We start from the raw sequence: 12768 nt of genomic DNA, 5'->3' as shown, positions 1-12768 counted from the left end.
ATTTTCCAAACGGCGCAAGAGTGGGGGAAATATGAAAAGCAACGTGTCTGTGGCAGAGAAAAAATCGTTCATTCATTGGTTCCTGGAAAATTACGATTTGCAGAAAAAAGAAGCGGCATGGTTACTCGGTTATTTGCATTCCAATGACCGGTTGCTTGAAAAAGTCCGTTTTGTGGATCATGTCCGCAACCTGCCCAAATCCATGATTATCTCATCCTGTTGCAGTAAAATGGTCCCGTTTCGTTTTACGAAATGTATACGGATGTGGAGACGGCTTTTGACGATATCCGGGCGTATCCCCATGAAGAGCTATATATCGGTTTGTATTTTAAAAAGCGTTTCTCGTGTTCCAAATTTACCGCGGTATTGGAGGTTTATTCCATGGAGAAACATGACTTGGTGCAAGACCATTTGCTGAGTCTGTTTGCGGAGATGCTTCTGGATCAGGCGGTAAAGGATTTTGAAAAAAAACGTTTGTACGAACAAATTGATGATGCTTTGGCCAAGCGAGATGTTGAAACATTTTTACAACTTAGCAAACAATGGAAGGAAATACTGGAGTCCAAATGATATATTCGTTATAATGCTCAGCAGGAGCTGGGCATTTTTTTTGGAAAGAAGGTTACAAAATGCGACTGGATCAAATCAATCAGGACGGTTGGAAAGAGGTGGCGGCCTTTGTGGACACCTTGTGCCTGCCGGTTGCCTCTGTCCGGATCGAGGAAAAAGAATTGGATATTAAAAACGGGAAAATGGTCCAATATTTTGCCGAAGAACTGGAAAAAACTTTAACAGGGCGGTTGTTGCTCTTGCCGTCCGTTTCATATACGGGACAAAACCCGGAGGTTTTTAAATCGTATTTTCATGAAATAATAAAAGATATCAGGCAATCCGGTTTTAACTATTTTGTCATCGTTTACGACGGGAGATTGAAAGCGTTGGTGGAAAAGAGTTACGGGGAAAATGAGCAAAACTTGTTGTTCCATGCCATGGAACTTTCACCGGAGACCACCCGGTCAGAAATGGAGGAAGAAAGCCGGAAACTTTATGAAAAAGTATTGGAACTCTGGCAACATCAATCTTAATGTTCAAGATTTTTGGGAACATTGTCCCTTAAAGTCTGAACGCTTCCTTGACTTTTATGGAAAGCTTTCGCTATCATGTATATGTCCTAGTAAAAGATGAAAGTGTCCTAGCATAGATTCCGGTCCGAGTGGACGGTAAGCCGGATAGAAGGAGGTCGGACAAAACGTGAGTAAGAAAGTTTCCCGCCGGCAATTTTTAACGTACACATTAGGTGGGACCGGTGCTTTCCTTGCTTCGGGAGTCCTTTTCCCGATGGTTCGGTTTGTTGCTGATCCGTTACTCAGAAAAGGAGAAGGCGGCGAATTCCACGATGTTGGTTTGAGCGTGGATGAAATTACCGATACACCAAAGGAAGTGCGCTTTACGGTTCATCGTAAAGATGGCTGGTACAACCCGCCTAAAGGGGAACAGATGACTGCCTGGGTGCTGAAGTTAAACGGTGAATTTGTGGCTTTGTCCCCCGTTTGCAAGCATTTGGGATGTACCGTAAACTGGAACAGCAACCCGCAGTTTAAAAACCAGTTCTTCTGTCCCTGCCACTTTGGCCGGTACACGAAGGATGGGACCAACGTCCCGGGTACTCCCCCATCAGCACCTCTTGATCGCTATGAAACGAAAGTGCAAGATGGAAAGTTATTGATTGGACCGCTAATCAAGAAGTAAATGGTTGCTGAAACGGAGGTGTAGCAAGTGCTGCGCGCCATTTATGATTGGGTGGATGAGCGGTTGGACATTACGCCGTTGTGGCGCGATGTTGCGGACCATGAGGTGCCGGAACACGTAAACCCGGCTCACCACTTTTCTGCTTTTATTTATTGCTTTGGTGGATTGACTTTTTTTGTCGTCGTTATTCAAATCCTATCCGGCATGTTTTTGGCAATGAGTTATGTTCCGGATATTGAAAACGCTCACCGGAGCGTCGATTACCTGCAAAATGAGGTTGCAATGGGTGTCATTGTGCGGGGCATGCATCACTGGGGTGCCAGCGTGGCGATCGTCATGCTTTTTTTACATACCCTGCGCGTGTTTTTCACAGGATCTTACAAACATCCGCGTGAATTTAACTGGATTATCGGAATGTTGATCTTTTTTGTCATGTTGGGCCTTGGATTTACGGGTTATTTGTTGCCGTGGGACAACAAAGCGTATTTTGCCACCAAAGTAGGGGTTGAAATCGCGGCTTCCGTGCCGGTGATCGGGCCTTACATCGCAACATTCCTGCAAGGGGGAGACATCGTAGGTGCTCAGACTCTTGCACGTTTTTATGCTCTGCATGTGTTCTTCCTCCCGGCTGCATTGCTTGCGCTGTTGGGTGCACACTTTATCCTGATTCGTCGTCAGGGCATATCCGGACCTCTATAAGGTCTGCGCGTGAGGAGGGATCCACTTTGGCACATAATCAAGAAGGAAACGACAAACAAGTCCACTATGTGGGAGACTCACGCGTTCGTGCTGACCGTCCGAAGTTATATCCGAAGGACTACGCTGAGTTTCCAGGAAAAACGGAAGCTTTTTTTCCGGACTTCCTTTTAAAAGAGTGGATGGTTGCAGTTGTCTTTTTGGTGGGTTTCATGACCTTGGTCATGTCGGAAGAACCCCCGCTCGGTGAGCTTGCCGACCCGACCAACACCAGCTTTTTGCCCGTTCCCGACTGGTACTTCTTGTTTTTGTACCAATTGCTGAAATACAAATGGGCCGCTGGAAAATTTGTGGTTGTGGGTACCGTGATCTTGCCGGGTATCGCATTTTTGGCATTGATGCTTGCCCCGTGGCTGGATCGCAGCAAGGAGCGCCGCCCTTTGAAACGTCCGGTGGCCACCGGGATTATGGTGACGACTTTGATTGCGATTTCGGCATTGACATGGGCAGCGGAATACGAGCATGAACAGCAATTGGAGTCTGCACCCGGCGAAGCACCTGAAAATACGGAAGTAGTGGCAAAAGACTCTCAAGGGTATCAAATTTATTCTGAAAATGCTTGTATCAAATGCCACGGCGAAAACCTGGAAGGGAAAAACGGACCGAGCTTGCTGGGCGTTGGAAACAAACTGTCAGCTGATCAAATCACCAAGATTGTTGAAGAAGGCCGGGGGGCAATGCCTGCCGGAATGTTCCAAGGAAGCCCTGCAGAGGAAAAAGTATTGGTTGAATGGTTGACAAAACAGACGCAAAAATAAGATGAAAAAACCTGGTTGCCTTGGCAACCAGGTTTTTGTTTCAAAGGAGGAAAATCAATGAGCTTCGCTGTCCTCAAACAGAAGTGGTTGTGGATCATGGAACAACGGTTTTTTTTGCAGGTTTTGTTGGTAATTAATTTGCTGGGATCCATTTACGGGTTTTATTGGTACAAAAATCAACTCCTTTGGACAGAGCCGAAATACTTAAATATATTTGTCCCCGACAGTCCCACCGCCAGTACTTTTTTCTGTTTCGTCCTGCTTTCTTATCTTTGTCATCGCAGAAGCCCGCTTTTGGAGGCGTTTGCTTCCATCACTTTGGTGAAATACGGCATATGGGCCGTGGTGATGATCATATGGGGAGGAATGTTGGATACGCGTCCTTTTATGGAGGCGTTGACCTGGCAACATTGGATGTTGATCGGCTCTCATCTGGGAATGGCTTTGCAGGCCGTTTTGTATGCTCCTTTTTATACATACCGGGTCCGGGAAATTTTGCTGGTCGGAGGTTGGACTTTGCTCAATGATGCGTTGGACTACGGGCTCGATATCCATCCGTGGCTGGCACCCCCGTTGGAGCCTTATGACCATTTGGTCGGTTATTTCACGCTGTTGTTAAGCTTGACGACATTGCTTTTCTTCGCCACCCTGTCCATGTTAAACAGTTCGCACCGAAAATGGAATTATCATCTGTGGTTTTCAGCCGGGAAATGACACCGGCTTTTTTGTTTGGGGACATAACCGGATGAGATGACAAATAAACTTGTACTATCGGAGGTGAACGGGAGGGAGTGGTTTTGAGATGGATCATCTGGACTTTGATGGTCGTGTTGTGGATCATCCCGGTGGAAAGGGTACAAGCCAATGAAGGCTTTTTTGATGAAAGCCAATCCTGGTCCGGGTTGGCCAATGAAGTGATGAAAAGCATCGAAGAGAAAAATTATTTATCGGCAAGGGAGAAGCTGGCCGCCTTGTCTCAACAGTTTTCCAAATCCAATTGGGTTGACAAACAATTAACGGTGCCCGCGATTCATATGTTATCGGGGGTGATCATGGATGTGGAGCGGAATTTGAATCAAATCCGGCCCAATCATGCCAAGATTCACCGTTCCGCGCTTCGCATGCAAATGGCTTTTGATGCCGTGTCTCATCCCCATCAGCCGATGTGGCATCAATATTACGGCGAGTTCAAACGGGATATCGGGCAGATCAAGAATGAAATCAAAGCGAAAAATGAAAAAGGTTACAGGCAACAAATCGATCAGTTTTATGAGCATTACCAGTTGATCCGTCCGGCGGTCATGATCAGTAAAAGCGAAACAACGGTACAAAAACTGGACTCATTGATGACATGGATCCGGAAGACCAATGATTGGGCCGAACGCGAGCGGGGAATCCGGCAATGGGAAAGGCTCTTGAACCCGTTGTTTTTCGGTTCCGAAAAAGATGTTTTGTCCATGGTGTCCCCTTGGGATGAAAAAGAAGGGTTATTAAAAATCGGGGGATGGATCTCCGGGTTGATTGCCGGTGTTTTGGCTTATGTCAGTTGGCGGAGATATCCGCGCAAGCAGCGTGAGATGGCAGAATAAAAAAATGGACAAGTCAGGCATGTTTTGCGGGCCGGATATATGAAAGACGCTTGGGAAAAACGCAAGTTTTCCAGAGTGGAAATGCAATGTAATAAAACATGGATGTCAACATCAAGATTGATCAAAAGAGCTGCCTTCACAACCGGGCAGCTCTTTTGATTAGGGGAATGGAATCATGGTTTTGGGCGCTTCTTATTTTTATTCGAAGAAAGCAACCAATTTTTTGTCAAAAAGGAAGATGTCAACATGATGGGATTCAGTGACGTCGAAAAGAGGAGAGACAAAAACTCAGTCGATTATAATTTAAACAAGTTTGCAACACAAACAAACTCTTTCAAAAATCGGTAAACAGGAGCACATCGGCAAGGCAACACTCTGGAATGCCCGCAAAACATTATATTTGGGATATGCCCCGGTCATGACCATCCGGCCCTGCATAATAAAAAAGAACCGGCTCCCCTTTTTCCAAGGGATTTCCGGTTCAGGTCCGGTGCTGGTCGCTGTAAGCGATCGTTTTTTCATAACTGAATCCTTCTCCCAACACATCCCTTGCGTCATTTACAACGACAAAAGCCAGCGGATCGATTTGATGGACGATTTGTTTCAGTTTGGGCAGTTCGTTGCGGCCGACCACCACATACAACACTTCCCGCGTTTTCCCGGTGTATCCGCCGCGTCCGGTCAAAATGGTGACGCCGCGATTCATCTTTTTGACAATGGTGCCGGCCAATTCCTGAGGGCGGTTGGATACGATGGTGACGGCTTTGGATGCGTTCAATCCTTCGATGACGAAGTCGATGACCCGTGCGCTGATAAACACCGAAACCAACGTGTACATGGCCATGTCCAGTCCGATGATAAAGACGGACGAGAGAATGACGCCGAAATCAAACATCAACATGGTGCGGCCGATGCTCCAACCATAAAATTTGTTGACAAGCCGGGCGATGATATCCACGCCGCCGGTCGTCCCTCCGGTCCGGAAGATGAGCCCCAGGCCGATTCCTACCAACACTCCGGTATACAAGGTGCACAATAAGGTGTCTTCCGGCGGGGGGCCGAACCACGTGACGATGTTTTTGGTGATTTCCAAGAAAAAAGAGGAAGAGGCGATCCCGAGGATCGTATAGATAAAGGATTGTTTTCCAAATACTTTGTATCCGACAAAGAGAAGCGGTATATTTAAAAGCAGGATCACCAGACCGGGCGAAAAGCCAAACAAATAGAACAGAAGCAGGCTGATCCCGGTAAATCCTCCTTCAGCCAAATTGCTGGGGATGGCAAAATAGTTGATCCCCATGGCAAAAATCAGTGAACCGGTTAAAAGGATCACGATCTTGGAAATATGTAAAAGAATTTTGTTTTTTTTCATTTGGATTCTCCTTGTCAAAGGATCATTTCCGATATATTATACATGCCCTGATTTCCAGGTTCAATGCTTGAAAAAGATCGGTATAATGAAGGAGATTGAGTTTGTTCCGTATTTTACGTTAACATGAGAATGGAGCAGGAGGGTGAAGCGATGGCAGGAAAAACGATCAGTGACCTCCAAAAAGAGGTTGATCAATATATCGGTCAGTTTAAGGAAGGATATTTTCATCCGTTATCCATGCTGGCCCGCCTCACGGAAGAAGTGGGGGAGCTGGCGCGGGAAGTGAATCACCGCTACGGCGAAAAACCCAAAAAGCCGGATGAAGAAGAAAATTCGATTGAAAATGAGTTGGGGGATCTTTTGTTTATCATTACTTGCTTTGCCAACTCGTTGGACATCGATTTGGAAGAGGCTTACCAAAAAGTAATGGATAAATACCAAACGCGGGATGCCAACCGTTGGACGCGGATTGAAGACAAATAAAAACACCAAGGGAGAAGAGGAGACGAAACATCATGAAGATTCGAGTCATCGTAGCCGGAGCAAGCGGAAGAATGGGACAGGAAGTTGTGAAGATGTTAACAAAAACCGAAGATCTGGAACTGGTCGGAGCCACATCCCGGACCCACGCGGGGAAGGATGTCGGAGAAGTGGTTGGAATCGGGCCGTTGGGGGTCTCTTTTGTTTCTTCCACACTTGAAGCTCTCAGTAAAACCCGGGCGGATGTCTTGGTGGACTTTACGACACCGGAAGTGGTGAAAGAAAATATGGAACTCGCCATGGAAGCGGGCGTTCGTCCGGTGGTGGGAACCAGCGGATTGTCTGAATCGGATATCCAATCCCTCCGGGAAATGAGTGAACAAACCGGGGTGGGTGCGATCATTGCCCCTAATTTCGCCATTGGTGCCGTATTGATGATGGTCTTTGCACAAAAAGCGGCGAAATATTTACCCCATGTGGAAATCGTGGAGTCTCATCATGACCGGAAACTGGATGCTCCCTCGGGAACGGCGGTCAAAACAGCTGAGATGATTCAGAGAAGCCGGGGAGAGTTAAAACAAGGGCATCCGGAAGAAAAAGAGTTGCTCGAAGGGGCCCGGGGCGCTTATGTCGGCGGTTTCCGGATTCACAGTGTCCGGTTGCCCGGATTGGTCGCCCACCAGGAAGTGATGTTTGGCGGCGACGGGCAATTGCTGACGGTACGGCATGACTCTTTCCATCGGGAATCGTTCATGCCGGGTGTGAAATTGGCGATTGAAAAAGTTATGACGTTGGACAAGCTGGTTTACGGTTTGGAAAATATTTTGGATTTGTGATCAAAGGAGATGGAACCGTGCCTCACCCGATGAATCATTTTCCGATCTTGGATGGATTTACTCCGCTTGAACCGTTGCCTCGTCTCGCCGAACACCTGGGGATGAAAAGTTTATGGATCAAACGGGATGATTTGACGGGGTTGATGTTTGGGGGAAATAAACTCAGGAAATTGGAGTATTTGATCGGGGATGCCTTGTCCAAAGGATGTGATCTGGTGATCACCGGAGGCAGCCCCCAGTCCAACCATGCCCGATTGACGGCTGCGGTTGCCAATAAGGCCGGCATGGAAACCTGGTTATGTTTTGCCGGTCGCCATATGGGGATGCGGCAAGGAAACTTGCTGCTGAATCATATTATGGGAGCGACCATGTTCACTACCGGGGTATATGGATCAAACAATTTGTATCAGGCGATGAAAGAGAAAGCGGCCGAAGCCGAAAAAGAAGGAAAAAAACCTTACACCATTCCAGTCGGCGGATCGACCCCGATCGGGGATTACGGCTACCTTCGCGCATGGAAAGAGCTGGAGGAACAGCGGGAAATGAAACAGATTCCCCCGTTTGATGAAATTTATGTGGCAGCCGGTTCCGGCGGGACGATTGCCGGATTGCTGGCCGGGATTCATTTATATCCGCAAAAAACGAATTTGATGGGTATCAGCGTTTGGGAATCGAAAGAGACTTTATATCAGGAGATTCAGGATTTCACTTCTCAATTGTTGTCATGGTTGGGACACGACCAGGCGGTTTCCATGGATGCTTTGCAATTGTTTGATCAATTCATCGGAAAAAAATACGGGGTTCCGTCTGAAGCCGGCAATGAAGCCATTCGTCTGCTGGCGCGTTTGGAAGGTATCATGGTCGATCCGGTATATACGGGAAAAGCCCTGTCGGGATTGATTGACCGGGCCCGGAAAGGGCTGTTAAAGGATAAACACGTGTTATTTTGGCACACCGGCGGAACCCCGGCTGTCTTTACCCACGCTTCTTCCCTTTCACAGGATGAAGCGTGAATTCAAGCCCCATACCAAGCAAGGAACTTACAAAAAATGAAACAGGAAAAGAGGGTGTGAAGTGGGTACAACCGTTGATATTTTAGCTTTCGGCGCTCATCCTGATGACATTGAAATCGGGGCGGGCGCCTTGGTGGCAAAACATACAAAAAAAGGCTATTCTGTTGCTTTTTGTAATTTGACGGATGCCGAGCTTTCCTCCAACGGGACGGTGGAGCTTCGCAAACAAGAAGCGAAGCAGGCCGAGGAGATCCTGGGGGTGGAACAAAGCATTTATCTGGGCTTCCCGGACCGGGGGTTGACCGGCAGCAAGGAACAATTGTTAAAAATGACGCAGGTGATCCGCAAGCTCCGTCCCCGTGTGGTGCTCGCCCCCTACTGGAAAGACCGGCATCCGGATCACGTTCAGTGCAGTAAAATGGTCAAAGAAGCCGTGTTTGACGCGGCCATCCGGAAAAAAGAAACACCTGGCGGTGAAGAAGCCCATCGTGTGGAGCAAGTTTATTATTATTTTATTAATCACATGGGTGAAGCAGATGTGATTGTGGATGTTTCGGATGTTTACGAGTTAAAAAAGAAAGCTTTGCTTGCCTACCGCAGCCAGTTTTCCCAAGGGGAAGGACAGGTGGAAACCCCGCTGAATCAGCCCGCATATTTGGCCATGATTCAAGGTCGGGATCAGTTATGGGGGCAACAAATCGGTGTATGCTATGGGGAAGGATTGGTGAGTCCCCATCCGGTAAAAAAAGAGTTTCTTTGAAGATGAAGGAGGATTTGGATGCGAATCGGGATTACTTGTTATCCGTCACACGGAGGATCCGGCGTGGTAGCCACCGAACTGGGGAAACTGTTGGCCGAAAAAGGGCATGATATTCACTTTATTACATATGACATGCCTTTCCGGTTGGGAAACTTTCACCAAAATATCCGGTATCACGGGGTTGAGGCCAACCGGTATGCGGTTTTTAAGTATCCGCCTTATGATTTGTCGCTCGCCAGCCGGATGGCACAAGTTGCAAAAACATACGATTTGGACTTGCTTCATGTCCATTATGCCGTCCCGCATGCCATTGCCGCCGTGTTGGCCAAACAAATGGTGGGGGAACATTTGAAAGTTGTCACCACCCTCCACGGAACCGACATCACCGTGTTGGGGGAAGATCCATCACTGAGAGACATTATTTGTTTCGGGATCCGGCAGAGTGATGCGGTGACGGCGGTATCGGAGGATCTTGCCAAGCAAACGAAAGCCCTTTTTTGTCAGGATCATGAAAAAAAGATTGATTGCATCTACAATTTTGTGGATACAAGGGTGTATTATCCGCGGGATGTTTCCGACCTGCGGAAAAAGTATGTGGATGCGGACGAAAAGCTGTTGCTTCACATTTCCAATTTTCGTCCGGTCAAACGCCCGATGGATGTGATTGAGATTTTCCGCAAAGTGAGTGAATCCCTGCCGGCCCGGTTGTTGATGGTGGGCGAAGGCCCCGAGCTTCCACGGGTGATTGAGCAGGTGAAACAATGGGGAATGGAGGACAGGGTTATCTTTTTGGGAAAACAGGATGAAGTGTCCCGGCTGATCTCCCTGGCCGATTTGGTGCTTCTTCCCTCCGCCAAGGAAAGTTTTGGTTTGGTGATCCTGGAAGCCATGGCCTGCGGGGTTCCGGCCGTTGCATCCGATGCGGGAGGGATTCCGGAGGTGGTTGAACACGGGAAAACCGGCTTTTTGTCCCCGGTGGGAGCGGTGGATGAAATGGCCGGGTATGCCGTTCAATTGTTGAGGGATCCGCAGATGCATGCGTCGTTTGCAAAAGCGGGCCTGCAAAGGGCAAGAACGGTGTTCAGCGGGACGAAGATCGTTGAACAATATGAAGCGATTTATCGTCGGGTGATCAACGGGTGAGTTGGTGAGCATTATGGACCATCGAAAAATGGCGGCACTTCACGTGATGGAGAAACTGGAACAAGCAGGCTATCAAGCTTATTTGGTTGGCGGATGCGTCAGGGACGAATGCTTGGGAAAGATTCCCCAGGATTATGATGTGACGACCGATGCCCGTCCTGAACAAGTGATGGAAATCTTTGAAAAAGTAGTCCCGACCGGAATCCGGCACGGAACGGTGATGGTGGTGGAACAGAAAGTCCCGGTTGAGGTGACGACGTTCCGCACCGATGGAAAATATTCGAATCACCGGCAACCGGAAAAAGTGGAGTTTGTGCAATCGCTGAAGGAGGATTTGAAACGCCGGGACTTTACGATGAATGCCATGGCCAAGGATCGAAACGGCCGCATCATCGACTACTTTGGCGGGCGGAAAGATTTGGATGAAGGAATCATTCGCACGGTGGGGGATCCGTCGGAGCGTTTTCAGGAAGATGCACTCCGGATGCTGAGGGCGGTTCGCTTTGCCAACCAATTCCGGTTTGTTTTGGATCCGGCGACCGAAGAAGGCATTTGCCGGCACCGGGACAAAGGAGGCTGTTTGTCGGTCGAAAGGGTGACCGCCGAACTGAACAAAATGTTTGATGCCGATACCGTGTCCCATGGATTCCGGCTTCTGTTTCAAACGCGCCTGATCCATTTCCTCCCGCCTTTTTGCCGGTGGGATCTTCCGGATGAGGCGGTGAAGGCAATGCCACAGATTGATCCGATCAAAAACCGGACGGTGAGGTGGGCGTATCTGCTCTGTTTATGCGGCACCCGCCCGGATCAGTTGGCGGAACGGCTTCGGCAGTTAAAGCTTTCCAAAAAGGAGAATAAAGAAATATCGGCTTGTTTTTCGCTGGCTTCCCGGTGGAAAGGCCCGGATGATTCCATGAGCCGGGAAGACTGGTGCCGCATCTTGCTGGAAGAAGGACCGGAGGCCGTGGCCAACGCGGCAAATCTGGCCAGACTGACAAGCCCTGACGGACAGTGGATTCCTTCGGATTCACAGCTTGCAGAGTGGTGGAACGGCCTGAAGATTCATCAAGCCCGGGAGTTGAAGGTAAGCGGCCGGGATTTCATCCGGCATTGCGGATGGGAGAAAGGCCCGTGGATCGGTAAAGTCCTGCAGGTTCTTTTGGAACAAGTGGCCCTCGGACATCTTCCCAATGAGAAAGAAATTTTGCTGAAGGAAGGGTGTAAAATTGGAGCGCTCCATCAGAAATGAAATTGTTCGCTTATTCGTCGAGAATCCGGAGGGATTCTTGTCCGGAGAAGAAATCAGCCGCCGGGTCGGATGCAGTCGCGCGGCCGTTTGGAAGCAGATTGAAGAGCTGAGGAAACAAGGCTATGAGATTGAGGCCAAACCCCGGCAAGGCTACCGGTTAAAGTACCGCCCGGACCGTGTGGCACCCGAAGAAATTTATCCCCACCTGAAGACGGAGCGGTTGGGGTGTGAAATTCGATATGTCGAATCCACGCCTTCCACACAAAACATTGCTCATCAATGGGCAAAAGACGGAGCTCCCGAAGGGGCCGTCGTGATCGCGGAGGAACAGGTGAACGGGCGGGGGAGGATGGGAAAAACCTGGCATTCTCCACCGCGGACCGGGATCTGGATGAGTTTGATTTTGCGCCCTCCCATTTCGCTGGCGGAGGCGTCCCAATTAACCCTGCTGGCGTCGGTGGGAGTGCAGGAAGCCATCTCAAAAGAAACGAATTTGCCGACAAAAATAAAATGGCCCAATGATATCTTGGTGCAAGGGAAAAAAGTATGCGGGATTTTGACGGAAATCCGGGGGGAACAGGACCGGATCCACTATGTCATCATGGGGATTGGAATGAATGTCAACACGGAAGCCAAAGATTTTCCGGAAGAACTGGCGAATGTCGGTACGTCGCTGGCCATGGAGACCGGTCGCAAAATCCACCGCGCCTCTTTGGTGGCCGTGCTGTTAAAAGAACTGGAACAATACTATTTGCTTTATTTGCAACAAGGTTTTACCCCCATTCGCAAAAAATGGGAAGAGAAAGCAGGAATGCTGGGGCAAGTGATCACGGCCCGCTCCACGCAAAGCACCATCACCGGTTTGGCGGAACACTTGAATGAACAAGGAGCCTTGCTGATCCGGACTTCTTCCGGTGTGGTTCCGGTTTATTCCGCAGAGATCGAATGGCAATAAAGATGGCATGTCGGACAGACGGGGTTTTTTCTCGTTCTTGTCCGATTTTTATTTTTTGACATAAAATAGCTATAATGTTTGCCTATTATATTTATTAATAATATACTT

At 48.6% G+C, this 12768-nt stretch carries 16 protein-coding genes; 15 read left to right on the top strand and 1 reads right to left on the bottom strand.

What is annotated here, in order from left to right; all coding sequences use genetic code 11:
• Positions 1–31 precede the first annotated feature (31 nt).
• From H1R82_RS14815 to H1R82_RS02665, 8 genes are all read left to right on the top strand, one after another.
• Positions 32–418: a YpiB family protein gene (locus H1R82_RS14815; protein ID WP_309544776.1), complete on the top strand. Its 387-nt coding sequence runs from the start codon at positions 32–34 to the stop codon at positions 416–418.
• Positions 382–570, top strand: coding sequence for an IDEAL domain-containing protein (locus H1R82_RS14555; RefSeq protein ID WP_232333969.1), 189 nt, complete (start codon positions 382–384; stop codon positions 568–570). The genes H1R82_RS14815 and H1R82_RS14555 overlap by 37 nt, the downstream gene beginning before the upstream one ends.
• Positions 571–629: 59 nt before the next feature.
• Complete coding sequence (locus H1R82_RS02690) at positions 630–1085, top strand: DUF2487 family protein (protein WP_181732075.1); 456 nt, start codon at positions 630–632, stop codon at positions 1083–1085.
• A 166-nt stretch (positions 1086–1251) separates the two neighbouring features.
• The gene (locus tag H1R82_RS02685) at positions 1252–1749 is read left to right on the top strand and encodes a Rieske (2Fe-2S) protein (protein WP_037995233.1); all 498 of its coding nucleotides are present in this window, start codon (positions 1252–1254) and stop codon (positions 1747–1749) included.
• A 27-nt stretch (positions 1750–1776) separates the two neighbouring features.
• Entirely contained in the window at positions 1777–2448 is a 672-nt protein-coding gene (qcrB, locus tag H1R82_RS02680) for a menaquinol-cytochrome c reductase cytochrome b subunit (RefSeq protein ID WP_037995230.1), read from the top strand.
• Between the two features lie 26 nt (positions 2449–2474).
• On the top strand, positions 2475–3263 hold the full coding sequence (locus H1R82_RS02675; RefSeq protein WP_181732076.1) for a menaquinol-cytochrome c reductase cytochrome b/c subunit: 789 nt from the start codon (positions 2475–2477) through the stop codon (positions 3261–3263).
• Between the two features lie 57 nt (positions 3264–3320).
• Positions 3321–3977, top strand: a complete 657-nt coding sequence (locus H1R82_RS02670) for a DUF1405 domain-containing protein (protein ID WP_232333963.1) — start codon at positions 3321–3323, stop codon at positions 3975–3977.
• An 83-nt stretch (positions 3978–4060) separates the two neighbouring features.
• Complete coding sequence (locus H1R82_RS02665; protein ID WP_181732077.1) at positions 4061–4852, top strand: sporulation protein YpjB; 792 nt, start codon at positions 4061–4063, stop codon at positions 4850–4852.
• A gap of 481 nt (positions 4853–5333) precedes the next feature.
• On the opposite strand, the gene H1R82_RS02660 is transcribed toward H1R82_RS02665, so the two are convergent.
• Positions 5334–6224 (bottom strand): YitT family protein, encoded by an 891-nt coding sequence (locus tag H1R82_RS02660; RefSeq protein WP_181732078.1) that lies wholly within the window; start codon positions 6222–6224, stop codon positions 5334–5336.
• A 150-nt stretch (positions 6225–6374) separates the two neighbouring features.
• Here H1R82_RS02660 and H1R82_RS02655 point away from each other — a divergent pair, with 150 nt between their 5' ends.
• From H1R82_RS02655 to H1R82_RS02625, 7 genes are all read left to right on the top strand, one after another.
• Positions 6375–6707, top strand: coding sequence for a nucleotide pyrophosphohydrolase (locus tag H1R82_RS02655; RefSeq protein WP_181732079.1), 333 nt, complete (start codon positions 6375–6377; stop codon positions 6705–6707).
• Between the two features lie 32 nt (positions 6708–6739).
• Complete coding sequence (gene dapB, locus H1R82_RS02650) at positions 6740–7540, top strand: 4-hydroxy-tetrahydrodipicolinate reductase (protein ID WP_220215025.1); 801 nt, start codon at positions 6740–6742, stop codon at positions 7538–7540.
• Positions 7541–7557: 17 nt separating this feature from the next.
• Positions 7558–8553, top strand: coding sequence for a 1-aminocyclopropane-1-carboxylate deaminase/D-cysteine desulfhydrase (locus tag H1R82_RS02645; protein WP_181732080.1), 996 nt, complete (start codon positions 7558–7560; stop codon positions 8551–8553).
• A 61-nt stretch (positions 8554–8614) separates the two neighbouring features.
• Positions 8615–9313, top strand: coding sequence for a bacillithiol biosynthesis deacetylase BshB1 (gene bshB1, locus H1R82_RS02640; RefSeq protein ID WP_181732081.1), 699 nt, complete (start codon positions 8615–8617; stop codon positions 9311–9313).
• A gap of 18 nt (positions 9314–9331) precedes the next feature.
• Positions 9332–10456 (top strand): N-acetyl-alpha-D-glucosaminyl L-malate synthase BshA, encoded by a 1125-nt coding sequence (bshA, locus tag H1R82_RS02635; protein WP_181732082.1) that lies wholly within the window; start codon positions 9332–9334, stop codon positions 10454–10456.
• 13 nt (positions 10457–10469) lie between these two features.
• Positions 10470–11705 carry a CCA tRNA nucleotidyltransferase gene (locus H1R82_RS02630; RefSeq protein WP_181732083.1) on the top strand — a complete coding sequence of 412 codons (1236 nt, stop codon included), beginning with the start codon at positions 10470–10472 and terminating at the stop codon, positions 11703–11705.
• Positions 11683–12660 (top strand): biotin--[acetyl-CoA-carboxylase] ligase, encoded by a 978-nt coding sequence (locus H1R82_RS02625; protein ID WP_181732084.1) that lies wholly within the window; start codon positions 11683–11685, stop codon positions 12658–12660. The genes H1R82_RS02630 and H1R82_RS02625 overlap by 23 nt, the downstream gene beginning before the upstream one ends.
• Positions 12661–12768 lie beyond the last annotated feature (108 nt).

It is taken from the genome of Thermoactinomyces intermedius, assembly GCF_013912365.1.
GTDB lineage: Bacteria > Bacillota > Bacilli > Thermoactinomycetales > Thermoactinomycetaceae > Thermoactinomyces > Thermoactinomyces intermedius.
Note: the sequence above shows the minus strand (reverse complement) of the source record. Positions and strands in the feature narration are given on the sequence as shown.